The organism is Shewanella sp. JNE2 (assembly GCF_023159115.1).
In the GTDB taxonomy this organism is placed as follows: domain Bacteria; phylum Pseudomonadota; class Gammaproteobacteria; order Enterobacterales; family Shewanellaceae; genus Shewanella; species Shewanella putrefaciens.
In genome coordinates this window covers 3,881,452-3,905,909 of sequence record NZ_CP096169.1, presented here as the reverse complement: position 1 = coordinate 3,905,909, position 24,458 = coordinate 3,881,452, and the positions used below count along the sequence as shown (strand labels likewise).

General features: G+C 44.1%; 18 protein-coding genes. 16 read left to right on the top strand and 2 right to left on the bottom strand.

Annotation, left to right across the window (positions count from 1 at the left end; translation table 11 throughout):
* Window positions 1-14 precede the first annotated feature (14 nt).
* The 12 genes from hflK to MZ182_RS17350 all read left to right on the top strand — a co-directional run bounded on the left by hflK (window position 15) and on the right by MZ182_RS17350 (window position 12,258).
* The gene (gene hflK, locus MZ182_RS17405; RefSeq protein ID WP_014611356.1) at window positions 15-1,157 is read left to right on the top strand and encodes an FtsH protease activity modulator HflK; all 1,143 of its coding nucleotides are present in this window, start codon (window positions 15-17) and stop codon (window positions 1,155-1,157) included.
* 3 nt (window positions 1,158-1,160) lie between these two features.
* Entirely contained in the window at window positions 1,161-2,054 is an 894-nt protein-coding gene (gene hflC / locus MZ182_RS17400) for a protease modulator HflC (protein ID WP_011788045.1), read from the top strand.
* A 363-nt stretch (window positions 2,055-2,417) separates the two neighbouring features.
* A complete protein-coding gene (gene petA, locus MZ182_RS17395; protein WP_011788046.1) occupies window positions 2,418-3,008 on the top strand; it encodes a ubiquinol-cytochrome c reductase iron-sulfur subunit in 591 nt (196 codons plus the stop codon).
* Window positions 3,008-4,222 (top strand): cytochrome b, encoded by a 1,215-nt coding sequence (locus MZ182_RS17390; RefSeq protein WP_011788047.1) that lies wholly within the window; start codon window positions 3,008-3,010, stop codon window positions 4,220-4,222. The genes petA and MZ182_RS17390 overlap by 1 nt, the downstream gene beginning before the upstream one ends.
* A complete protein-coding gene (locus tag MZ182_RS17385; RefSeq protein ID WP_011788048.1) occupies window positions 4,222-4,920 on the top strand; it encodes a cytochrome c1 in 699 nt (232 codons plus the stop codon). The genes MZ182_RS17390 and MZ182_RS17385 overlap by 1 nt, the downstream gene beginning before the upstream one ends.
* A 96-nt stretch (window positions 4,921-5,016) precedes the next feature.
* Window positions 5,017-5,646, top strand: coding sequence for a stringent starvation protein SspA (sspA, locus tag MZ182_RS17380; protein ID WP_011788049.1), 630 nt, complete (start codon window positions 5,017-5,019; stop codon window positions 5,644-5,646).
* Window positions 5,646-6,083, top strand: coding sequence for a ClpXP protease specificity-enhancing factor (locus MZ182_RS17375; protein ID WP_011788050.1), 438 nt, complete (start codon window positions 5,646-5,648; stop codon window positions 6,081-6,083). The genes sspA and MZ182_RS17375 overlap by 1 nt, the downstream gene beginning before the upstream one ends.
* 223 nt (window positions 6,084-6,306) lie before the next feature.
* Window positions 6,307-6,843 carry an imm11 family protein gene (locus MZ182_RS17370; RefSeq protein ID WP_014611353.1) on the top strand — a complete coding sequence of 179 codons (537 nt, stop codon included), beginning with the start codon at window positions 6,307-6,309 and terminating at the stop codon, window positions 6,841-6,843.
* A 372-nt stretch (window positions 6,844-7,215) separates the two neighbouring features.
* Window positions 7,216-7,617 carry a hypothetical protein gene (locus MZ182_RS17365; protein ID WP_248066546.1) on the top strand — a complete coding sequence of 134 codons (402 nt, stop codon included), beginning with the start codon at window positions 7,216-7,218 and terminating at the stop codon, window positions 7,615-7,617.
* A 360-nt stretch (window positions 7,618-7,977) separates the two neighbouring features.
* Window positions 7,978-10,812, top strand: a complete 2,835-nt coding sequence (locus MZ182_RS17360) for a M16 family metallopeptidase (protein WP_248066549.1) — start codon at window positions 7,978-7,980, stop codon at window positions 10,810-10,812.
* A gap of 300 nt (window positions 10,813-11,112) precedes the next feature.
* Entirely contained in the window at window positions 11,113-11,535 is a 423-nt protein-coding gene (locus tag MZ182_RS17355) for a LysR family transcriptional regulator (RefSeq protein ID WP_248066551.1), read from the top strand.
* Between the two features lie 24 nt (window positions 11,536-11,559).
* Window positions 11,560-12,258: a GNAT family N-acetyltransferase gene (locus MZ182_RS17350; protein WP_248066553.1), complete on the top strand. Its 699-nt coding sequence runs from the start codon at window positions 11,560-11,562 to the stop codon at window positions 12,256-12,258.
* A gap of 116 nt (window positions 12,259-12,374) precedes the next feature.
* Here the strand turns inward: MZ182_RS17350 and MZ182_RS17345 are convergent, their stop codons facing one another.
* Window positions 12,375-15,089 carry a DEAD/DEAH box helicase gene (locus MZ182_RS17345; protein WP_248066555.1) on the bottom strand — a complete coding sequence of 905 codons (2,715 nt, stop codon included), beginning with the start codon at window positions 15,087-15,089 and terminating at the stop codon, window positions 12,375-12,377.
* A 373-nt stretch (window positions 15,090-15,462) separates the two neighbouring features.
* Between MZ182_RS17345 and MZ182_RS17340 the strand changes: the two genes are divergently transcribed.
* Window positions 15,463-16,833, top strand: coding sequence for a DUF4397 domain-containing protein (locus MZ182_RS17340; protein ID WP_248066557.1), 1,371 nt, complete (start codon window positions 15,463-15,465; stop codon window positions 16,831-16,833).
* A gap of 81 nt (window positions 16,834-16,914) precedes the next feature.
* Here the strand turns inward: MZ182_RS17340 and MZ182_RS17335 are convergent, their stop codons facing one another.
* On the bottom strand, window positions 16,915-18,309 hold the full coding sequence (locus tag MZ182_RS17335; RefSeq protein WP_248066559.1) for a LysM peptidoglycan-binding domain-containing protein: 1,395 nt from the start codon (window positions 18,307-18,309) through the stop codon (window positions 16,915-16,917).
* A 186-nt stretch (window positions 18,310-18,495) separates the two neighbouring features.
* Between MZ182_RS17335 and MZ182_RS17330 the strand changes: the two genes are divergently transcribed.
* From MZ182_RS17330 to MZ182_RS17320, 3 genes are all read left to right on the top strand, one after another.
* Window positions 18,496-19,836: a leucine-rich repeat-containing protein kinase family protein gene (locus MZ182_RS17330; RefSeq protein ID WP_248066561.1), complete on the top strand. Its 1,341-nt coding sequence runs from the start codon at window positions 18,496-18,498 to the stop codon at window positions 19,834-19,836.
* A gap of 293 nt (window positions 19,837-20,129) precedes the next feature.
* The gene (locus MZ182_RS17325) at window positions 20,130-21,296 is read left to right on the top strand and encodes an efflux RND transporter periplasmic adaptor subunit (RefSeq protein WP_248066563.1); all 1,167 of its coding nucleotides are present in this window, start codon (window positions 20,130-20,132) and stop codon (window positions 21,294-21,296) included.
* Window positions 21,296-24,394, top strand: a complete 3,099-nt coding sequence (locus MZ182_RS17320; RefSeq protein ID WP_248066567.1) for an efflux RND transporter permease subunit — start codon at window positions 21,296-21,298, stop codon at window positions 24,392-24,394. The genes MZ182_RS17325 and MZ182_RS17320 overlap by 1 nt, the downstream gene beginning before the upstream one ends.
* The last annotated feature ends 64 nt before the right edge of the window (window positions 24,395-24,458 follow it).

Here is a 24,458-nt window from a genome sequence, read left to right as displayed (position 1 = left end):
TTATGGAGTGCTAAATGGCTTGGAATGAGCCCGGTAACAAGGGTAATGATCCTTGGGGAAATAAAGGTGGTAACGACAAAGGACCACCGGACCTTGATGAGGTTTTTCGTAATCTTTCAAAGCGCTTTGGCGGCAAAGGGACTGGTTCAGGCCAATCTTTTAGTTCGCTAAGCTTAATCATCATACTTGCCATTGCTTTAGCTGTTTGGGGACTCTCGGGTTTTTATACAATTAAAGAGGCCGAGCGTGGTGTGGCATTGCGCTTTGGTAAACACATTGGTGAGATTGGGCCAGGACTTCACTGGAAAGCGACTTTTATTGATGAAATTTATCCCGTCGACATTCAATCGGTTCGCTCTATTCCTGCGTCTGGTAGTATGCTGACGTCCGATGAAAACGTCGTGAAGGTAGAACTCGATGTACAGTATCGAATTTTAGATGCTTATTCATACCTGTTCAGTGCTGTCGATGCGAACGCCAGCTTACGTGAAGCAACAGATAGCGCCCTGCGTTATGTGATTGGTCACAATAAGATGGATGATATTTTAACGACGGGTCGTGATGCTATTCGCCGCGATACGTGGAAAGAATTAGAACGTATCCTTGAACCATACAAATTGGGTCTCTCGGTTGTGGATGTTAACTTCTTACCGGCACGTCCACCTGAAGAAGTGAAAGATGCTTTCGATGATGCGATTTCTGCCCAGGAAGATGAACAGCGTTTTATTCGTGAAGCTGAAGCTTATGCCCGTGAGATTGAACCTAAAGCGCGTGGTGAAGTTGAGCGCATGGCACAACAAGCTAATGCTTATAAAGAACGTGAAATCTTAGAGGCTCGCGGTAAAGTGGCTCGTTTCGAGTTGTTGTTACCTGAGTATCAAGCATCGCCAGAGGTAACCCGTAAGCGTTTGTATCTTGATACAATGCAACAAGTGATGACAGATACAAACAAAGTACTTATTGATGCTAAGAACAATGGTAACTTGATGTACTTGCCGTTAGATAAGTTAATGAAAGAGAAGCCTGCGACACCTGAACTTGAGCCTAAACCTCAGCAGAATGTCAATTCTTCATCTGTATCAACGACTCGCATTAGTAGTGAGCCTTTGAGTGGACGTCCGTCCCGCGATGATCGTACTCGCCAAGGGAGGGATTAATTCATGGGTAGATTAGGTATTATTCTTATCGCCATCGTTTTAGGTGTTGTCCTATCTTCTGTGATGGTTGTGAGTGAAGGTGAGCGAGCTATCGTCGCACGTTTCGGCGAAATCGTGAAAGATAACGTTGATGGCAAACCTATGACTCGCGTTTTCGGTCCTGGATTACACTTTAAAGTGCCAGTGATTGATAAAGTTAAGTTACTTGATGCTCGTATTCAGACATTGGACGGTGCAGCGGATCGTTTCGTTACCTCAGAGAAGAAAGATCTGATGGTGGATTCCTACGTTAAATGGCGCATTTATGATTTCGAAAAATACTACCTGTCCACAAATGGTGGTATTAAAGCGAATGCAGAATCGCTATTACAACGTAAGATAAACAACGATTTACGTACTGAGTTTGGTCGCCGCACTATCAGAGAAATTGTTTCAGGCAAGCGCGATGAATTGCAGAACGATGCGCTCGCAAATGCATCTGAAAGTGCAAAAGACTTAGGTATTCAGGTTGTTGACGTACGTGTAAAGCAAATCAATTTACCTGCGAACGTCAGTAACAGTATCTATCAACGTATGCGTGCCGAACGTCAGGCTGTGGCAAAAGAGCATAGAGCACAGGGTAAAGAGCAATCTGAAATTATCCGTGCGACTATTGACGCTAATGTCACCGTTAAGATTGCTGAAGCTGAACGTAAAGCACTCACTATTCGTGGTGAAGGGGATGCATTAGCCGCAAAGATTTATGCTGATGCTTACAACAAAGATCCTGAATTTTTTGGTTTTATGCGTAGTTTAGAGGCTTATCGTGCAAGTTTCTCTGGTAATTCAGATATCATGGTCTTAGAGCCTGATAGTGAGTTCTTCAAATATATGAAGAGTACATCACCTAAGAAGTAATACGATATAAAGCTCATTTTAATAGGCCCTGTTTTGCAGGGCCTATTTTTTATCTCAAGTTGATAGAGTTAAAATCGGGGAATTAATGCATATTAGTAAAGTATGCTTTATGCCGATCTCAATCCTTTCATGTTCCAAATACCATTCATGTGGATAGAAATAGGTTAATAGTTGTGCTTTTTTTGAACTTTTTTTAAAAAACACGCAATCTCCCTAACTTACTTGCGTCTTTTCACTATGATCTGCTTCTAATTTTTAGCTATAATGAGCCCCGCTTCAAACTTCGATTTTTGCCCATGGTGATGACCCGGGCGGAAAGTCTTTGAAAAACAAAAATTCCAACACCCTCTGGGAGATAAGTGGATGAGCAATGCGCCAGTCGATACCGGACGTCGCAGATTCCTGACAGCCGCAACCGCCGTAGTAGGTGGTGCTGGTGCCGTCGCTGTAGCGGTTCCTTTCATCAAGTCATGGAATCCGAGTGCCAAAGCGAAAGCTGCAGGTGCACCGGTCGAAGTAAATATCAGTAAAGTAGAGCCAGGTCAGCTGATCCGTGTTGAATGGCGTGGAAAACCTGTATGGGTTGTCCGTCGTACTGACGATGTGATCAACGCCCTACCAAAACACGATAATAAGTTAAGAGACCCTGCTTCTGTAGAAATGCAGCAGCCTGATTATGCAACGAATCCTCTGCGTTCAATTAAGCCAGAGTTCTTTATTGCTGTCGGTATTTGTACACACTTAGGATGTTCACCTACTTACTTACCTGATTCATTTGGTGAGCAAGTTGAAGGTGTGACTTCTGGTTTCTTCTGTCCATGTCATGGCTCTAAGTTCGATATGGCTGGTCGCGTTTTCCAAGGCGTACCAGCTCCATTGAACCTAGTTGTCCCTCCACATCAATACGTTGATGATGGCACCGTGATTATCGGTGTAGATAAAGGAGTGGCGTAATGGTTAAGAATCTAATTAATTGGATTGATGCACGTATTCCAATGACGGCGACTTATAACCGTCATGTGGGTCAGTATGCTACACCAACAAACTTCAACTTTTGGTATTTTTTCGGTTCGTTAGCAATGTTGGTATTGGTTAACCAATTACTGACAGGTATCTGGCTAACCATGAATTACGTACCCACAGCAGAAGGCGCATTTGCTTCTGTTGAATACATCATGCGTGATGTTGAGTACGGTTGGTTGCTGCGTTATATGCATTCAACGGGTGCATCAGCCTTCTTCGTTGTGATCTATCTACATATGTTCCGTGGTTTAATTTACGGTTCATATCAGAAGCCTAGAGAACTACTGTGGCTGTTCGGTATGTTAATTTTCCTCGTGTTGATGGCCGAAGCCTTTATGGGTTATTTGCTACCATGGGGTCAAATGTCATATTGGGGCGCGCAGGTAATTATCTCTCTGTTCGGTGCAATCCCTGTTATTGGCGATGACTTAACCCTGTGGATCCGTGGTGACTACGTGATCTCTGGCGCGACACTGAACCGTTTCTTTGCGCTGCACGTTATCGCGCTGCCATTAGTGTTAGTCGTATTAGTGTTCCTACACTTAATTGCACTGCACGAAGTAGGGTCAAACAACCCTGACGGTATTGAAATCAAGAAGAACAAAGACGAGAACGGTTGGCCAGTCGATGGCATTCCATTCCACCCATACTACACAGTTAAAGACATTATGGGTGTTGCGGGCTTCCTGATTGTGTTCTGTTATGTGTTGTTCTTTATGCCTGAAGGTGGTGGTTACTTCCTTGAAAAGCCAAACTTTGAAGCGGCAAACTCAATGAAGACACCTGAGCACATTGCGCCAGTGTGGTACTTCACTCCTTTCTACGCCATTTTACGTGCAGTACCCGACAAACTGGGTGGTGTAGTGATGATGGGGCTATCGATTGCTGTGTTGTTCGTATTGCCTTGGCTAGATCGTTGTAAGGTTAAGTCAGTGCGCTACCGTAGTACGCTGCACAAGTTGAACATTGCACAATTTGCAATTTCTTTCATTGTGTTAGGTTACTTAGGTGTTGTTCCTGCTACACCAATCCTAACGATTGTTGCGCAAATATTTACTGTTACTTATTTTGGTTTCTTCTTGGCGCTGTGGTTATACAGCAAGAACGAAAAAACTAAACCTGTTCCAGCGAGGTTGACACACTAATGAAAAAATTATTGATTGCATTAGTTACCTTGTTGCCGACGCTGGCGATGGCCGCGAGCGGACATAATGTACATTTAGAAGACGCAAAAGTTGATTTACATGATAAAGCTTCCCTAGAGCGTGGTGTGGATCTTTTCCAACACTACTGTTCAGGTTGCCATAGCACTCAATATCAGCGTTATGAGCGTGTAGCGAATGATATTGGTATCTCTGCTGATGATATGCGTAACAAGTATATGTTTACCGATGCTAAAATTGGTGAGCTGATGCAAAGCGCTATTCCTGCTAAAGATGCGGCTAAATGGTTTGGTGCTACTCCACCTGATTTAACCTTAGTTGCTCGTGTTCGTGGTGAAGATTGGGTGTATTCATACTTAAAGGGTTTTTATAAAGATCCTAGTCGCCCATTTGGTGTGAATAACACTGTATTTCCATCTGTCGGTATGCCACATGTGCTCGAAGAGCTGCAAGGCACGCCTGTTAAGCAAGAAGATGGCAGTATTGTGGTGACTGGCGGTAAATTAAACGCAGAAGAGTATGACCAAGCGGTGCGTGATATCACGGGCTTCTTAGTCTATTCGGCTGAACCTGTTAGACTAGAGCGTGAAGCGATGGGATGGTGGGTACTCGGATTCCTATTTATATTCTTTATTGTGGCCTACCTCTTGAAGAAAGAGTATTGGAAAGATGTACACTAGGCACTAATAACGGGTAAAATGTAATATCCGCATAGTGTAAACGGGGGGCTTTGCCCCTCGTTTACTTTTGTTTTATTTCGATTCTGGAGGGTATCAATGGCTGTTGCTGCCAACAAACGCTCTATCATGACACTGTTTTCAGGTGCTGATGATCTGTATAGCCATCAAGTACGTATCGTGTTAGCTGAGAAAGGGGTTACTGTTGATGTTTTACAGGTCGACCCTAATGAAATGCCTGAGGATTTGCTTGAAGTCAATCCTTATAATTCAGTGCCCACTTTGGTAGACCGTGAACTCGTTTTATACGAATCACGCATTATCATGGAATATTTGGATGAGCGTTTCCCTCATCCCCCTTTGATGCCAGTCTATCCGGTATCACGCGGCCAAAGCCGCTTGATGATGCATCGCATAGACACTGACTGGTATGCGCTGGTTGATCGCATTCGCAAAGGTGATCGTGCTGAAGCCGCTCGTAAAGAGTTGACTGAAAGTTTGGTTGCTATTGCTCCTGTGTTTGGCGAAGTGCCCTATTTCATGAGTGAAGAATTTGGCTTAGCGGATTGCTATCTCGGCCCACTATTATGGCGTTTGCCAGTATTAGGCATCGAGTTAGACAGCCGCGTAGCGAAAGACATCAAAGCCTATATGACACGTATTTTTGAACGTGAGTCGTTTAAAGCTTCTTTGACTGAAGCTGAACGCGAAATGCGTATGGGCATGTAATGAAATCTTTGACTCCAAATCGTCCTTATTTACTTAGGGCTTACTATGATTGGTTGATGGATAACCAATTAACGCCTCACGTTGTGGTTGATGCCTTTGTTAAAGGCACCCAAGTACCACAGCAGTATGTGAAGGATGGCCAGATAGTGTTAAACATTGCTGCTGGCGCTGTGGGCAATTTGCAAATTAGCAATGAGTTTGTGGAGTTCAATGCGCGTTTTGGTGGCGTACCTCAACAGGTGTTGCTGCCAATGGCGTCAATTATTGCTATTTATGCCCGAGAAAATGGTGCTGGTACTGTTTTCGATGTTGAAGATGCATATCTGATGGAGGATGAAGCCGAATCGGTTTTATCTGTTGTTGATGTAACGGATAAACCAAAGGATCCGACAGATCAGCCTCCTAAGCGTCGCAGTCACTTAACTGTTGTAAAGTAGTTAATTCACTGTCATGTATTGCTAAGATTAAAACTAAGCCAGTCATATGACTGGCTTTTTTGTACCCTTACTAAACTTTAATATGCTTAGTTAATGTTCAGAAAAGCGCGTATAGCTATTTTAATGGCTAACATAATTATATAATATATTGATTTTATTTAAATTAGTAACATTCTATTTACTAGGGTTACTCATAAATAGTCAAAGATATAAAGAGGAATATATGTTTTTTAAAATGCAGGAGTTTTATTATAAAGATATTTATTTCTGTTACTCGGATAAAAATGCTATTTCTTATGTTGATGCATTAAAATCGACTTCAAGCAAAATAGATAACATGTATTATGATGTAGACTGTCTGGATGATATCGTTAACCAATATGATATTTTACCTACCTTAGGCTTACCTCTCGTTAGTCAGCGATTTTTTGATTTATTTAAAGATAAATTGGGTAAGGAAATTAATTTAATCCCTGCGGTTATTATGGATAGCGAGGGCAGGGTAAATAGTCATTTTTATGCCTTACAGGTTCTAACCTGTTATGAATGTGTCGATTTAGCCAGATCCCACATTTCCTACAAAAATTATGGTAATCGACTGTGGATGACAATAAAAAATCTCATTATTGATATGAATAAGGTCGGAAGTGCTTCAATTTTTTCGTTAAAAGAAAAACATGGGTATATTATTGTGAACAATGCAGTTAAAGAACAATGCGAAAAACTTAAAGGGTTTGAATTTAAATATATTAGTGAGTGATTTATCATTTTAGTTGATGATGTTCAATATTCTATCTCGGGGGCTAGTTTATCTTTGCTCATCATGTTGAAATGCTTAAGTGGTGTAGTTGAGCGATTCGTTCATATCAAAATGTGATATTGATCTACTAAAGTTGATTACCATAAATAAAGAAGTCCTCACAATGGGAATGGCTACTATCCCATCGCTACATGTGTCTATTGGAGAAGCACTGTTGTCATCATTTTCTTGGGTTCTTTCTCTCACTATCATCTTGGTTTTGTCTTTCTATTTGGCCAAGTTAACGCGCACATACAAAGCAAAGGTGAAGTCATTTCAGGCTGAACTTATTCAGGCTAATAAAACAATACAATCACTTATACAACAACGTGAATGTGTTATTGGCAGTTATCCGCTAAGCTCTATCCCTATGATAGCGATATTCAATATAACCTTGGCGTGTATTACCTCAATACCGAGCGCGACTTAGACAAAGCCCGCTACTACTTTAGCCAATGCAGTTGGCAAGAAAGCGAATGTGCCAGCGTGTTATCGCATCCCTTGTTAATTGGCCGCAGCGCCGAACAAGCACATTGGCAAACATTGCGCCAAGGGAGCGCGGTCGAGCAGCGTCATCGGTTAGAAGACAGGGCCAAGCACTTGTTGCCCGTACCTGTGTATTTTGACGATGAAACAGCAGAGATTATGCTGCAAGTGCAATTGAGCGATAAAGGGTTACAGAGCATTACCGCCACGACCCAAAGCCGAGATCTGTTGGAAAAAGCCCGCACTTGATTAAATCGCCTGATTTTGGTAGATACCTTTTCGGGGGCGAATGCGCAAACTTATATGAAGCTAAACCGTAGCGCGTTAATGTTACCCTTGGAGTGGCAATATCAAGGGGTGAGCTATCGTCTTGATGAATCATATGATCGGTGGCGTTGCTCAGTTAGTCAGCTTTCCTTCCTTACGCATTATTTTTCAGCATATTCTGACTATATTTCAAGGCGATAAACTATTTTTGGTACGGCATAAGGTATTGATTTTGTGACTTAAAGTGCTTTAAGTACTATAGTGAAAGCTTATTTTATCTGAAACATAGGTGAGCGCTTCCTAGGTTTCTTGTTTGATTTTGGGGGAAAAGTGCGAATTTTAATGAACAATTTCAAGGTAATTCGTTTTGTACGTCAGTGGTTACTGCTGGCGCTTTTGAGTATGGCGTTGCCACTGCAGGCGAGCGAAGATCCGCTGTGGATGGGGACTGCTGATTTACCTATGAGCGGACGCATCCATACTGGTGAACTTACTAATGGCACGCGTTATTTATTGGTGAGCAATAAGACGCCGGAGCAGGCGGTCATAGTGCGGATGCGGGTGGATGTGGGCTCTTTGGTGGAATCAGATACCGAGCAAGGGTTAGTTCACTTTCTTGAACATATGGCCTTTAATGGCTCGACGGGGTTGGCCGCGGGGGAGATGATCCCTACTTTGCAGCGCCTTGGCCTGAGTTTTGGCGCCGATACCAATGCCGTGACAGAGTTTCAGCAGACGGTCTATCAATTTAACTTGCCGAGTAATAGCCAAGATAAAGTCGATACCGCTTTGTTTTTAATGCGAGAAATTGCCAGTAATCTATTACTCGATCCTGCGCTAATTGAACGTGAAAAAGCGGTGGTGTTGTCTGAGCTGCGTGAACGTAGCGGTGCGGATCTTGAGAATTACCGTCATCAATTACAGTTTTTAATGCCAAACACATTGTTGTCAAAGCGCTTCCCTGTGGGTGAGGCGAACAGTATCAGTAATGCCAATCGCGAGGCGTTGCTGTCTTTATATCAGCGTTTTTATACACCCTCACGCACCACTTTAATTGTCGTGGGTGATATCGAGGTGGCCGCGGTAGAACAAAAGATAAAAAAACAGTTTGCCAGTTGGAAAGCCGCGCCTTTGGCCGCTAAAACCAAGGAACAAGTGATTGGTACTGTCGCAGAGCGCCAAAGTGTCGATGCGGCGGCATTTTTTGATCCAAGTCTGTCAACGTCAGTTTCCCTTGGCATGCTAAAACCCATCTCAGCGATTACCGATAGCCCTGATGTGCGGGAGCAGGAAATGTTGCTCGAGCTTGCCCACGGCATCTTGTATCGTCGTATGGAGTCGCAATTACTGCATAGCCAAGGTTTATATGGTGTAAACCTGCAGGTTGGGCCGCAGTTTGATATTGCCTATGGCACACAAATGAGCCTAGGTACGCAGGAAAATAACTGGCAAGAGGGAATCGCACTCTTGGAGAAAACCCTGCGTCAAGCAAAAGAGTTTGGTTTTAGCCAGCAGGAAATTGACCAGCAAATCAAACGGATGCATAAGGGATATCAGCTCAGTGTCGCGGGTAGCAGTACCATTCACAGTGTGAATATTGCCGAGAGTCTAGTGTATTCGGTGGCGGGCAATCGCGTTCCTGTCGAACCCGATTGGCAGCTCGCATTTTTTGAAAAAATAATGCCAACAGTGACACCGCAAAAGCTAAGCCAAGTGTTTAATCAAACATGGAACGCTACGCCGTATTTGTATCTGACCAGCAATAAGCCCATTGAAAATGCTGAAAAACAGCTTATCGCCAGCTACGAGAAAAGCCGTAAACAAGCGGTGAGCGCACCAGCAATCAAGGCCATTGATGAGTTTGCTTATACTCAGTTTGGTGAGCAAGGCAAGTTAGTGGCTGACAGTCGCGATAAGGAAACGGGGATTCGCCAACTGCAATTTGCCAATGGCGTGCGCCTTAATCTTAAGCCTACCAACTTTAATAAAGGTACCACATTGGTCAGCCTAAACATTGGCTTTGGTGAAGTGCCATTCCCTGAGTTGGATGGTTTGTCTTATCTGTTTAACAGTGCGTTTGTGCAGGGTGGGCTCAAGGCCCATGATTATGACAGTCTGCAGGATATTTTTGCTGGACAAGATATTTCCATCAACTTAGGCCTGCGTGAGCAAAGTTTTGGCGGCGAGATTAGCACTAATGCCGCAGAGCTACGCACACAGCTTGGCTTAATGACGGCTTATTTAATTGAGCCGGGTATGGATAAGCAGGCTGAGCAATTGTTTCGTGAACAAGTGATTGCCGAGCAACAAAGTATTCATAGCAACCCACAATCTGAGTTTTCTAATCAGTTTGCCCGTATCTCCCATAATGGTGATAAACGCTATGGTTATGGTGAGCCTGAAGAAATTCTCAAACGTCACTTTGGAGAATTAGCGCCGAGTTTCCATTCGGCCGTCGAGCAAGGGGCGATTGAACTCGCTATTGTGGGCGATTTTGACGAAGCGAGTGCCATTGCTGCTGTGGCTGAAACGCTTGGCGCCATTAAGCGTAGCCCTATTGCTAATGCTCAGTCGATAGTACCTGTGTTTCCGAAAGTGCCCGTTCAGAAAACATTAACCCATTATGGTCAACTGGATATGGCGGCACTTGCCATGGTTTGGCCTACAACGGATATGACTCACTTGAGTCAACATGTGGGATTGGGTCTGCTGGAGCAAGTGCTAAGCATTCTATTAACGGAAAACGTGAGGGAGAAAGCGGGCGCGAGTTATTCGCCATCGGCCTTTTCTTACAACGATTTCAATGCCAGCGGTTATGGTTACTTAGGTTTGTTTAGCGTGACGACTCAAGCTATGTTGCCAACGGTTGCCGAGTATTTCACCGCCGCAGTTAAGCAAGTTAAAGCGCCTTCGGGGATCAGTGAGGACTTACTTAATCGAGCCCGCCAACCAGTACTTGAGTGGATGCAAGCTGCGCCGCAAACCAATGGTTTTTGGTTAGATCTCACCTCAACCGCCCAGAGTCATCCCGGTCGTTTTGCTGCCTTTAAACAAAGGCAAGCGTTAGCGCAGCAGATGACAGTTGCAGAACTTAATAAATTGGCGCAGCAATATCTGCAAGACGATAGCAGTTTAATGATCCAAGTTCTGCCTGCACCGCCAGAACCTCAGCAATGAGTGTTGGTCTCATAGAATAGTAGACTGATCATTCACCGACATATCCCCTGTGGTCGCAAACCGCTGGGGATATTTTTCTACCCCCTGTCCTCCTTATGTTTTGTTACTAACTTTTCTTCCTCGTTCGTGGTGTTATGCCCACCCATAAGTCGTCAATGGAAATACCTGTTGTCGAAAATGCCACTCACAGATCTGCGCGAGTGAAACTAGGCTAGGCGCAACTTATGTGTGAGATGGCTAATGGGGTGAGGTATATGTTTCGATATCTATTGTGCAGTTTTATTTACCGATCTTCCTCAGGTGTATTTGCGCCGCGATCATCCTGCCTTGCAGGAAGAGTGGAATATAGACACCTTTCTTAAACATCCGCATATCAACATCTTGTGGGAAAAAAGTGAAACTTGGGCTTTGGATGATGTGCTTATTGAGCTTGGGTTAACTCGCAATATTGTGCTGACCTTGGCCTGTTTTGAGCAGTCACTGTTTGTCGCGGCAGAGCCTCACCACAGCATGATGGCAATTGCACCACAATATTGTGAGCAATATGCTCGCCAATTACACCCTGACTTAGTCAGTCGCCCCATCCCGTTAAGCGACGAATATCTTGATAAACTCGCCATTCCTTTTACCTTGATTTGGCATAAGAGAAACAGCCATAACCCCAAAATCACTTGGTTGCGAAGCAAGATAAAAGCGATTTATCAGCCGCGTGCGCATGATTAAGACGTTAAGCTTCACAGAGGATATATGTTAGAACTGTTGACTCCTTTAAAGAAGACTGTAAATCAGTCTGCAAAAGATGACCTAGAGTACTGGCTAAGTTCCATGCCTGACAGGACTGCTTGGTATGTTATTTCGGATTATTGTTTCGGGGACAAAACTAAGCAAAATGACACAGTGTCATTTACAGTTCTATTAAACTGCGATGTGGTTATAGTTATTATTGAGTTTGGTGGTAGTGTTTCCCGTCCCTTAGGCGTTTTGTGCTTTGAGGTAAAAATGGAATATTTAGAAGTCGAATCAACAGAAACCCCTATCCAGCTTTTGCTTGAAGCCGATCCCTCGGAGCAAAGCATTCGCTCATATCTAAGTGATTCGTGGTGCTACGTAGCGAAGAATAATGGACAGATTGTCGGTGCTTGTATTGCCAAATTAATCTGTGCTAGCACAGCAGAGATATTTAACATTGCAGTCTATCCTGACCATCAGCAGCAAGGTATTGGTTCTGGTTTAATAAAGCTTGCTTTGAACGAGTTAGCTAACAAAAAAATACATAGAGTGGAGTTGGGTACAGGTACGTTCGGTTATCAACTGACATATTATCAGCGCATAGGTTTTCGAGTTGACTCTGTTGTGAAAGAGCATTTCTTAGCAAATTATCCGGAACCCATTTTTGAAAACGGTATACAGCACAAAGATATGCTAAGGTTGTACATCGAATTTTAACCACGTAGATAAACGACTTTAAAAGGGACTGTCCACGAGTGGAGTTTCCAGTCCCATTGAACTGCGATGTGGTTACGGCTGTTGTGATTGAGTTTGGTGGTCGCGCTGTCTGCTCCTTAGGCGGGCGTTATTCCCAATTGCTGACAAATATGTTGGATACAAAGTTCCCGCTGTTGGCACCATAACCCGTAGCTGACGGGGATAAGTTTAATCCCCGCGCGCTGTAAGAGTTTATACAGTTCAATATCGAAAAAGTCCGCCCATGGCCCTGGGTAACCGATTAAATCTATTGCTAAATATTGGTTACCATAGCGGCACAGAATATCCAGTTCTAGCCCCGCCATATGGTAGGCGCGCCAGACTGTTATGCCTTTTGCTTCAATCGCCTGCGCCACCGACTGGCCGAAGCTATCGAGGGCATCGACATAATTGTGTGCCGCTTGAAATTGGCCCGCCGATGCTAAGTAAGTTGCCAGTAAATTATTGTTGGGGAGTTCATGCTCTTGTACCGATAAAAATAGCCACTGCATTTGTTTAGCGCGGGTGATGGCAACATTGAACATATCGGTTCGATTTAAATACACAGCGGCGCGGCTGTCGTTGGCCGTAATGCTAAACGACAGCAGCATAATATCGCGCTCTTCCCCTTGAAAACCAAAGGGCGTGGCAATCCGTAATTGGTGACGCTCGAGTTGTTGCGCGCTAAAGCGCGCGAGGATCTGCTGGGATAAATACTCCGTCTGATTGCGAAAACAGGAGAGCACACCAATGCTGGAAGGCACTAATGCATTCTCTTGTTCATCAATCAGTTGAGCTAACTTTTGAATTAATGCCTCAGCTTCTATGGCGTTAATTCCCTTACTATCACGGCTGCCAGTAACGTGGACTCTGTGTAAGTGCCCTGAACTTGTGCAAGGTCTGTGCTGCATAATCTTCAGCATGCCTTGATAAAACTGCTGATTACTAAATTGGATCAGCTCAGGTTTACTCCGAAAATGCTCATTTAAAAATACCACTTGGGATTGGCTCGCGAGGGATTGTGATACTAAGTCGAGCATACTGGCATCACGGTAGCTCATTAGGCCGCGGCAATCCGCAGCAAGTCCGAGTTGGGTCTGGATTTGGGTTTGTTTTGCGCGGGATAAAAACGAGAAATGGCGCAGTTGTTTGCTATCTCCCACCACCAGTGCCGCCTTTGCTCGCTGCAAGGCCGGTAAACATGCGGCAATATTGGCTTGGGTGGCTTCATCAATAATCACTAAATCAAACATTTGCTGCTCCATAGGGAGCACTTTATGCAAGCTGGCAAGGCTAGATAACCAAATGGGAAAGGTTTGTTTTAAGGCATCAAAATCCGTCTTGTAGAAGCCGTCGAGTTGCTTAGCGGACTGGCGAGCGCGTAACGCACTGGCAAAACTCACCAATGTACTGCGCTTATTTTTGAGTAATTGGTTTAATCGATAGTGAGTGGCCAATTGTAAGTATTTGAGGCTTAAGTCTTCTTTTTGCGCGATGAGGGCCGTTAATTTATCGAGTTCATGCCATTGCTGGGCAAACCTTTTTATACCTGCACGGTAAGCCCAGTTGTAAAATCCTAAGCGCCAACGGGATTGTCCTTGTTGTAAGGTCGCCAGTTTTTGGCCGCGACGTATGGCATGGCGGCAATGACGTATAAAGCCCGCTTCCATCTTGACTTGCTGACGAGTCACAGTGTTAAGTTGCTGTTTTGCACTTAATAGCAACCTATCCGAGACGGCTTCATCAGACGCAGGGTGCTGACCATGGAGCATTTCATCAATCTGGTTTTTAAGGACTTTTATAAACTGCGGCGAGCCTGCTCGAATAAGGCTGCTCCCTAGCTGGAATTGTTGCTGTAACTTATCGGCAATCACATCAACAGCCACATCGGTATGCGCGACGATGAGGACAGATTTGCTTCTTAATACCTGCTCTGCTGCCACTGTGGCTATGGTGTAACTCTTACCTGTTCCCGGTGGGCCTGAGATCTGCCCCAAAGTATGATTGGCCGCAATCTTTAAGGCCTGAATTTGCACGCGGCTTAACAGCCCAGGAAGATAAGCCTCTTGCGTGTCTACACTGGCGCTTATTGATGTTGTTTGTTGTGTTTCTGCGAATAGCGCTTTAAGCGGTGCTGATGGTTCAGCCGCTGTCATTAGTTTGTCCAGTTCGTGCAAAATGCCCCGACTCGCGATCGAACGTTCTGCCAAAATGATTTGGCTTCGACTAACAAGAAACTGCCCACGTTTACGGCATAGCAGAGCAAATTCAGCCTCATCGATCAGCTTGGGAAAATGCAATAAGTGACTGGTATCAACATCGGCTTGGCCCGCCCGCAGCCAAGCTATCCAGCCACTGACATCCGTTGGATTATCGCGTAACTCTTGGCTTAGGCTATGTCCTTCAACGACTAATTTTTCTAATAGAGCTTCATTGATAGTGAATGGTCCGCTGCCAGATAAGGTGTTATTGCTCTCTAGATAAATATTATCGCCATCAGCTTGTAGTTGGCATTCCCTATACAATAGCGGTGTCACTACTTTTCGTTTTTCACCATTGAGTTCGACTGTGCCACAAAAAAACAAACAGCAATGTAATAACACGCGTTCACGTAAATACAAGGCACTGCGGGCCAATAATGCAGAAGCTGGCGAAAATGGTAGGGGTAAACGAGGAAGAAAGCCACTGCTTAACTCGTCTGCTTTTTCGAGTAATAACCATTCTTTTTCTGCAAGTTTATGGGTCGACCAGAGGTTTATTTCAGCACTATCATGCTGAAAACATTGTTTGTAGTAGTTTAAAATTCCTTGCAACTGCTATTCATCCTAGAAACGTCATTGGCGATGTGAGGGTAACCTAATCCAATAGGGCGGACAAGTTGTGTACTGTCTTTGGATGATTTAGCCGTAGAGAGCGTAGGTTCCTCTGCGAACTGTAAAAAAATGCCCGCACTTACCTGCACAGAGGGGGGCTTTACTTGTGAACAAAAGTATCCGCTCACGCATTTGTATCAATTTAACCCTCATAAAGTGTGGTTTGTATCACTATTCTTATTGTTATTGAAATGTTTGTTAATTGTTTGAGTTTGTGAAAAAATTGTTCTTATTTTTATATCTATCAGCCATTGTTGTGGCGCTATATCTGCGTAGACTAAACCTGATTTTTCGTCAGTCTATGAGGGATATAATGATAAAAAGTAAATTAAAGGAATGGGTTGCTGTTACCGTGGCGTGTTTAGCCGTTACGGCATGTGGATCAGATGATAAGGATGAAGGGAGTTCTGAACAAAACACCACTTATGTGCAATTCTACAATGCTTCTGCTAGAAGTACCGCAACGGCGCTCAAAGTTGCCGACAAAACCTATGAAAGTGTGATCTATGGTGATGCGATGCCCCGTTTTACGTCGACAGTTGGAGTATCTGCAATTGAGGTGATGGGGAAAGACGCCTCCAATAAAGAGATTTCTATTTACAAAGAGAATATTGAATTAAAAGCGGCAACGGATCACTTCTTTGTATTACATGGTGATTTTGCCGAACCTAAATTACTTAATATCAACTATTCTCGCACTGAACTCGATAAGCTCAACGAAGTGGTTGAAAACAGTAAAATGCAGCTCTTGATTGCCAATACCGCTGTACATGCCCAAGCCTTTGACGCCTATGTTGCTAAGTCGACCCAAACCTTTGCCGATGCCGTGATGTTAGGTAGTGTGGCTTATGGTGAAGTGTCGCAGCCGCAAATGATGGATACAGGTGAATATAAGGTTTATCTCACACCCACGGGAACAACCAATGTTGCTTATACAACGGCTAACATTAAATTCAGTTCAAAGGTGCCCTATAAGTTGATTATCCGCGAAGGTTTTGGTGCTTCGGATGCCAAAATCACCTTAGACAGTGTCGATTCAACTACCAATGTTCGCAACCATGTGGCATTAGAAGCGAGTGTCGATTATCGCGTCTTTAACGGTTTAGGCTCGAACATTATTGATGTGAAAGTCGCCAGCAGTAAGCAAGAAACCCTGTTTAGCGAAGTGCCATCTTTTGGGGTGACTAGCTATCAAGGTGCTGAGTTTAATGATTTTGGTGTGAGTGTGTTCGACCACGGTACGCAAACTAAATTACTCGATAATGTGCTTATCACCCTTAACCAAGATGACATTAAAACCATCTTCATCTATGAGCAAACGAATGAGCAGGGCAGCCAAGTGAAGGCGATAGAGATGAAGCAAACTCAGATGCCAAGTCCCTATAGCGTTAAGTTCGATATTGTGAGTTTTGCCGATAAAAGCAATCTAACCGTGTATTTTTTAAAGGCGAATGACACGATTGAAACGGCTGCAAATAAGATCACTGCGGTCAATCCAGCGAGCCCTCAGTCATTGACTGTGCCTGCTGGCGAATATTCCATTAAGGTCATCGCCGTGGAAAACGGTACTAAAACCGTTGTCTATGCATCCGACTTAATGGATTTCAGCAATGAAGACAATGTGACTATGGTGCTGAATAAAGATCCTTCTACCAGCTTTGGTTATAACCTCATTAAGCTGTAATTACTCACATAAGGTTATTAAGCAAATAAAAAAGCGCTATCTAGGTCCTAGGTAGCGCTCTTTATGAATCCAGTGTTTATATTACTCGGATAGCTTTAGCTCTTGGCCGGGTTTAATAATGCTCTTAGCATTTAGCTGGTTCCACTTCATTAAATCAGCCAGTTTTACTTTATGTTTACGGGCTATTTTATCCAGTGAATCACCGGATTTTACCTTATAAGTAGCCGCTTTTGTTTCCGTGACCTTGGCGCTAGATTTACTGCTTGTTTTAGGCGTTGCTGGGACAACTTTAGTCTCTTTATCATTAGCCGCCAAAGGGGTTAATAGCGTGAGTTCTTGGCCTACTTTGATCCTATCTGATGTGAGGTTATTCGCCTGTTTTAACTCATTCACTGAGATATCAAACTTAGCCGCTATAGCACCTAGACTATCACCCGATTTGACGATGTAACTTTGGCTGTCATATCTTTTTTGGGCATAGAGTTTATCTTGATTTTCCTGATAGGCGCCGATGTTTTCAATGGGAAGGGCTATTTGATATTTGCCTTTACTGGGGATCATATTTTGACGGTAACCAGGGTTATAGGTTTTAAACTCTGCTTTAGTGAGTCCCGCCGCATTGGCAATGTGGCCAATTTCAACGCCATTAGGTGCGGGGAGTCGCTCAAGGAAAGGGCGATTGGCAATGGGAGACACTTTTAAGTTGTAATGGCTAGGCTCGCGAATAATTTGAATAAAAGCGAGCCACTTAGGGACTGTTTGTACTTGTCTTGCAGGGATATTAAGTGACCAAAAATCGGTTGGCTTTCCCTTTGCTTTGTTTCTTTCTATTGCGGATTTTATAACCAATTCACCACTGTTATAGCCCGCTACAGCGTTGATCCAGTCATTGCCTAGGGTATCGTATAAGTGCTGTAAGTAGTCGAGAACGGCATCAGTTGAGGCCAGCGCATCTTTACGACCATCATAAGCGGAATTAATGGTCAGGCCAAAATTGCGACCAGTTGCAGGAATCATCTGCCATAAACCCGCCGGACCATTGGCTTGCGCTAGTGGGTTATAACCGCTTTCAACAATAGGTAATAAGGCTAATTCAAGCGGCATATTACGGGCTTCTAGTTGACTGACGATGTAATACAAAAAAGGCTCTGCACGGTCACCAACTTGATTCATAAACCTTTGTTTATCAGCAAAAAATTTACGTTGTTTACGTACTTCTGCTTCATCGTGTACGTCAATAGTGCGCGCATGTTGAATTTTTTCCCATACGTCGCTGTATTGTTCTTCAACGGGTTCAGGTGTATCGCTGGTCTCTTGTGCTGAATGGTCACTTTTACCTATTTCTTCAGGCGTAGTGGCAGTGAATTCTGTTGGCGCATTATCCGCCGAGGTGGCTACGCAGCCACTGAGATGGGCCGTTAGCATGGCTAGCATAAGCACTGCAAAAGCGTGCATTTGGCGAAAATTTTTCCGCATGATAGTCCTGTTATTAGGTGACTTAGCTTTCAATATTTGTGCACATGCTAATCTGTTTTTGTGTTTCTGGATAGTTCTGTGCATTTTTTGTACAGCTTGAGTCGAGTTTGGTTTGTGGGTTAGCTTTTAGATTTTTCAATAAATGCGGTAACATAAGCGCGATTTTTCACTGATTTAGGTAGTCATGTGCAGACGTTAGCGCAGTTAAGAGCAGGGCAATTACAAGGGATCACGCGTTTACAGTTGGTTGAAGATTTAACTGAGTTTCCGCAGGAGATTTTTGACTTAGCCGATACACTCGAAATCCTCGATTTATCGAATAATCAATTAAGTGCGCTGCCTCAAGATTTGTATCGTTTATCCAAACTGAAGATATTGTTTGCTTCCAATAATCGGTTTGAGCATTTACCCGAGGCTTTAGGACGTTGTCCAAGGTTAGAGATGATTGGTTTTAAGGCGAACCGCATCAAGACAGTGCCTGAGGCATCTTTACCATTACAAACTCGCTGGCTTATCTTAACCGATAATCAGATCGAAACCCTGCCTTCGGCAATGGGAGATTTACAGCGTCTGCAAAAATTAGCCTTGGCGGGCAATTGTTTAACGGCTTTGCCCGAGTCGATGGCTAATTGCCGTAACTTAGAATTAGTGCGTCTTTCGGCCAATCAACTGCAGGCGCTACCTGCTTGGTTACTGAGCTTACCTAAGCTGACTTGGCTCGCCTTTGCGGGTAATCCTTTTAGCCATACTTTGGTCGATCCCCACGCCGATGTCGCGACAGTTGCTAATGTTACCCTCGATGAGCTAAAGCTGACTGATAAGCTAGGAGAAGGTGCCTCTGGTGTGATTTACCATGGTCAATGGTTGACTCAATCTATGATTGAAGCGACGGGCTCGGCGCATGTTGCTGTCAAACTGTTTAAGGGCGAAGTGACAAGCGATGGTTATCCCGCAGATGAGTTAGATTGTTGCCTCACCACGGGAGATCATCCTTGCCTTATCAAGGTGGTAGCGCACATTAGCCAAAAAGATCAATTGGGCTTAGTGATGGCGCTTATTCCCGAAGAATTTCGTAATTTAGGGTTACCGCCAAACTTAGACACTTGTACCCGCGATACCTTTACCGCGGATAGCCAATTTAGCCTTGCCGATATTATAAAAATTGCATATCAGTTATCTGATGTTATGGAACATATGCATGCTAAGCAGGTAAGCCATGGCGATATATATGCCCATAATATTGTGATTAATAAAGAGATGAAGTTACTTTTTGGGGATTTTGGTGCAGCGTCTAATTTACGACAGTTAACCGATGTTGAACGCTTGGCGATGGAGAAAATTGAAATACGTGCATTAGGCTGTTTAATCGAAGATCTGTTGGCCTATGCCGATGCTCATGTCAATCCAGCAGATTATGCGCAGTTAACGGCAATTAAAGAGAGGTGTATGGTCGCTGATTTAGGGCTGCGTCCGAGTTTTAGTGCGGTAAAACATACACTTTTAAATGTGACACCTAGGGAGTGTTGATGCTTAGGAGCTCAGTATAAATAGTGTGATTTTACATCTGTTGCAGTTTTAATGGTTTTTTTAGGTTTTTGTGTGTTTCGCTTTTTAATTGTTAGTTCTTTAGTTAAGTTGCTGTTTTGTTTGACTCTGTGTTTCGTTTTTTACTAGCGTAAATCTGGATAATGCCTTTAGGCTATGTACCGCACGATGGCGAAAGCGTATAGATGCCGTGCGGTTAACGATCTTAGGCTCAATCCGGTTTGTTGTCGGATAGGATGTCCGCTAAATGGTAAAAACGATAGGTTTTACACATTATGTTTAAACAAAAAATGAATCAACAAGCGCGTATTTCTCCTCTTTTTTCTGCAAAAAATAATATACATATTTATTCAAAGGCGCTGTTTTTTGCGTTTTTATCATTATTGCTCATCTGTATATTTGCCATCAATTTACCCCCAGCTACTGCCGCAGAGGATAAAAATGAGGCTATTCCCGTCACAGTGGAGGCCGTAAAAGCTGCGACTTTTGCCGATGTAGTGAAGGAAGTGGGCAAAATTAACGCTATTGACTCGGCGATACTCAATTTCAACGCGAGCGAAAAAATCAGTGCTATTCACTTTAGCAATGGTGACAAGGTGACTAAAGGACAGGTCATAGCCGAGTTGGATAACACTAAGGCTAAAGCGGATTTAGATAAGGCCAAAAGTACCTTAGCGCTTGCCAAAACCAAACTTGAACGGGTTGAAGATTTGCTGATCAAAGAACCTTTTGCTTTGGCGAAGCAGGATGTGGATGAGCTCAGGGAAAACGTCAATCTTGCTGATGCGGATTTTCGCCAAAAGCAAGCGATCATGAATGACTACTTAATCAAGGCGCCCTTTGATGGGCAGTTAACCAGTTTTAGCCAGTCAATTGGTAGCCAAATTGGTGCGGGAACTGCCCTTGTCACGCTCTACAGCTTACATCCTGTTGAAGTGCGTTATGCCATCAGTCAAAACGATTTCGGTAAAGCGAAAAAGGGACAAGAGGTGGATGTCACCGTTGAGGCCTATGGAACACAGATTTTTAATGGGGTAGTGAATTATGTGGCTCCTGCAATTGATGAAAGTGCTGGGCGTGTCGAAATCCATGCAACGATTGATAACGCAGAGTTTAAGCTTGCGCCCGGCATGTTTGCCAATATTAAGCAGTATTATAGTCAAGGCACTCAACGCCTATTAGTGCCACAAAATTCAATCATTGCGAATAATGAAGAGCGTTTTGTCTGGTTAGTAAGGGGAGATTCAGCAATAAAACAATCGGTTAAGTTAGCTCATAACACTAATGACGGTTATGCCATAGTGACTCAAGGCTTAATTGAAGGTGACTTAGTGGTTAAAACCGGTATGCAAAACCTTAAGTCCGATAGCACGATTAAGATTGTTCAAGATAAACAAACCTTGCCGAATACAGCGACTTCTGGCGCAGTGGAGATTAAGTAATGCGGTTGCCTGAGGTTTGTATTCGTCACCCAATATTTGCTTCTGTACTCAGTATTATGGCTGTTCTACTGGGGTTAATTGCCTTTCACAAACTCGATATTCAATATTTCCCTGAGCACACGACTCACTCGGCATCGGTAAATGCATCGATTGCAGGGGCGAGCGCCGATTTTATGTCGAGCAATGTCGCCGATAAGTTGGTTGCTGCCGCATCTGGATTAGATAAAGTCGATACCATGTCGACCGACTGTAGTGAGGGCCGCTGCTCGTTAACGATTAAATTTAAAGATGATACTACCGATATTGAATACACCAACTTAATGAATAAGTTGCGTAGTAGCGTTGAAGGGATTAACGATTTCCCCCAGAGCATGATAGATAAGCCCACAGTGACAGACGATACTTCGGCTACCGATTCTGCCAGTAATATCATCACCTTTGTGAATACTGGAGGTATGGAAAAACAGGCGATGTACGACTACATCAGCCAGCAAATAGTGCCGCAGCTCAAACAAGTTCAAGGCGTTGGCGCTGTGTGGGGGCCCTATGGAGGATCACAAAAAGCAGTGAGAGTCTGGCTTAATCCTGAGCAAATGAAGGCACTCAACATTAAGGCCGCCGATGTGGTGGGCACGTTAGGCTCCTACAATGCCAGTTTTACCTCGGGTGCCATTAAAGGGAAGTCGCGGGATTTCTCGATTAACCCTTTGAATCAAGTTGAGACGCTAGAAGATGTGAAGGATCTGGTGATCAAGGTTAGCGACGGCAAGATCATCCGCGTATCCGATGTTGCTGAGGTGGTGATGGGCGAGGAGAGTTTATCGCCGAGTCTGTTGTCTATTGGTGGACATAGTGCAATGTCATTGCAGATTTTGCCGCTGAGCAACGCTAATCCCGTGACTGTGGCTTCGAACATTAAAGCCGAAATTGCACGTATGCAGAAACATTTACCCCAAGGCTTAGAAATGAACTTGGCCTACAATCAAGCGGATTTTATTGAAGCCGCTATCGATGAAGGCTTTGCTGCGTTGATTGAAGCGGTGATCTTGGTCTCGCTGATAGTGGTGCTGTTTTTAGGGAGCTTACGGGCGGCATCGATCCCGATTATTACCATTCCAGTGTGCGTAATTGGGGTGTTTGCGGTGATGTCGGCCCTCGGTTTTAGTATCAATGTATTGACGATTCTGGCAATTATTTTGGCTATTGGCCTTGTTGTGGACGATGCCATTGTGGTCGTCGAAAACTGTTATCGCCATATCGAAAATGGTGAAACTCCCTTTAATGCGGCAATTAATGGGTGTCAGGAGATCATCTTCCCGATTATTGCCATGACCTTAACGCTCGCCGCGGTTTATTTGCCTATTGGATTAATATCTAGCTTAACCGCCGATCTGTTTAGGCAATTCTCCTTCACCTTAGCTGCCGCTGTGATTATCTCCGGCATGGTGGCGTTGACCTTATCGCCGATGATGAGTGCTTATCTTATCAATACCACTGAGCAGCAGCCTAAATGGTTTAGCCGAGTCGAAGGTGCGCTGCAGCAGTTAAATCATTTGTATATCAATGAACTCAGTAAATGGTTTACCCGTAAGCGCCAAATGCTCGGGATGGCCTTGGTGCTTATGGGTCTTGCGGGCATCGCCTATTGGCAGTTGCCTAAGATACTCTTACCCGTAGAGGATTCAGGCTTTATCGATGTGGCGGCTAATGGTCCTACTGGCGTGGGGCGGCAGTATCATTTGGACCATAATAGCGAGCTTAATGGTGTGATTGACGGCCATCCTGCGGTGGGGGCGAATCTGTCCTATATCGAGGGTGAGCCCGTCAATCATGTGCTGCTTAAACCTTGGGGGGAGCGTCGTGAGGGGATAGATGAAGTGATCGCTGATTTGATCGCTAAATCGAAGGAAAGCGTTTCTGCCTATAATATGTCCTTCAGCATCCGCTCGGCGGATAACCTAAATATTGCTACCAATGTACGCTTGGAACTCACGACCTTAGACCGTAACAAGGATAAGTTGAGTGAGACGGCTGCCAAGGTGCAAAAGCTTATGGAGGATTACCCGGGTTTAACGAATGTGGGTAACTCAGTACTAAGGGATCAACTGCGCTACGATCTATCTATCGATCGTAATGCCATTATCCTCTCTGGGGTGAGCTATGGCGATGTAACGAATGCACTCTCGACATTTTTAGGCTCAGTAAAAGCGGCGGATTTACACGCTACCGATGGGTTTACCTATCCCATTCAAGTGCAAGTTAATTTAGATAAGCTCAGTGATTTTAGGGTAATGGATAAACTCTATGTCACCTCTGAATCAGGTCAGGCACTGCCACTGTCACAGTTTGTGTCGATTAATCAGACCACCGCAGAATCTAATATAAAGACCTTTATGGGCCTCGATAGCGCGGAGTTGACGGCGGATATTATGCCCGGTTATTCCACCGATGAAATCAAAGCCTACTTAGACGAACAGCTACCAACCCTGCTCACCGATGCTCAGGGCTTTAAATACAATGGTGTAATAAAGGAACTGATGGATTCACAGGCGGGTACTCAGTCGTTATTTTTGTTGGCACTGGTGTTTATCTATCTGATTTTGGCTGCGCAGTTTGAAAGTTTTGTCGATCCCTTAATCATTCTGCTCACAGTTCCCTTATGTATTGTTGGCGCGCTGTTGACCTTGACCTTGTTTGGCCAGAGTCTAAATATCTACTCACAAATTGGGTTACTAACTCTAGTTGGGCTAGTGACTAAGCACGGTATCTTGCTGGTGGAATTTGCCAACAAGCAGCAACTTCAAGGCTTGAGCGCGATTGAGGCGGCGCTGAGCAGTGCCAAGTCGCGTTTAAGGCCGATTCTTATGACCTCACTCACCATGATTTTAAGTGCTATTCCCTTAGCGCTGGCCTCGGGCCCGGGCTCGTTAGGGTTAGCCAATATAGGCTTGGTCTTAGTGGGTGGTTTATTAGCAGGCACTTTCTTCTCATTATTTGTAGTGCCTGTGGCCTATGTCGCTATGGCCGAGTTAAAGGCAAGGGATGTATACCCAAGTTACCTGAAGATGCAGGATTCATCGGCTGATTTTAATGATTAAGTAACGCACTTTAGGCAATGCCATTTATTGCTCCTGCATAAATGGCATTCACGCCTTCCATGGC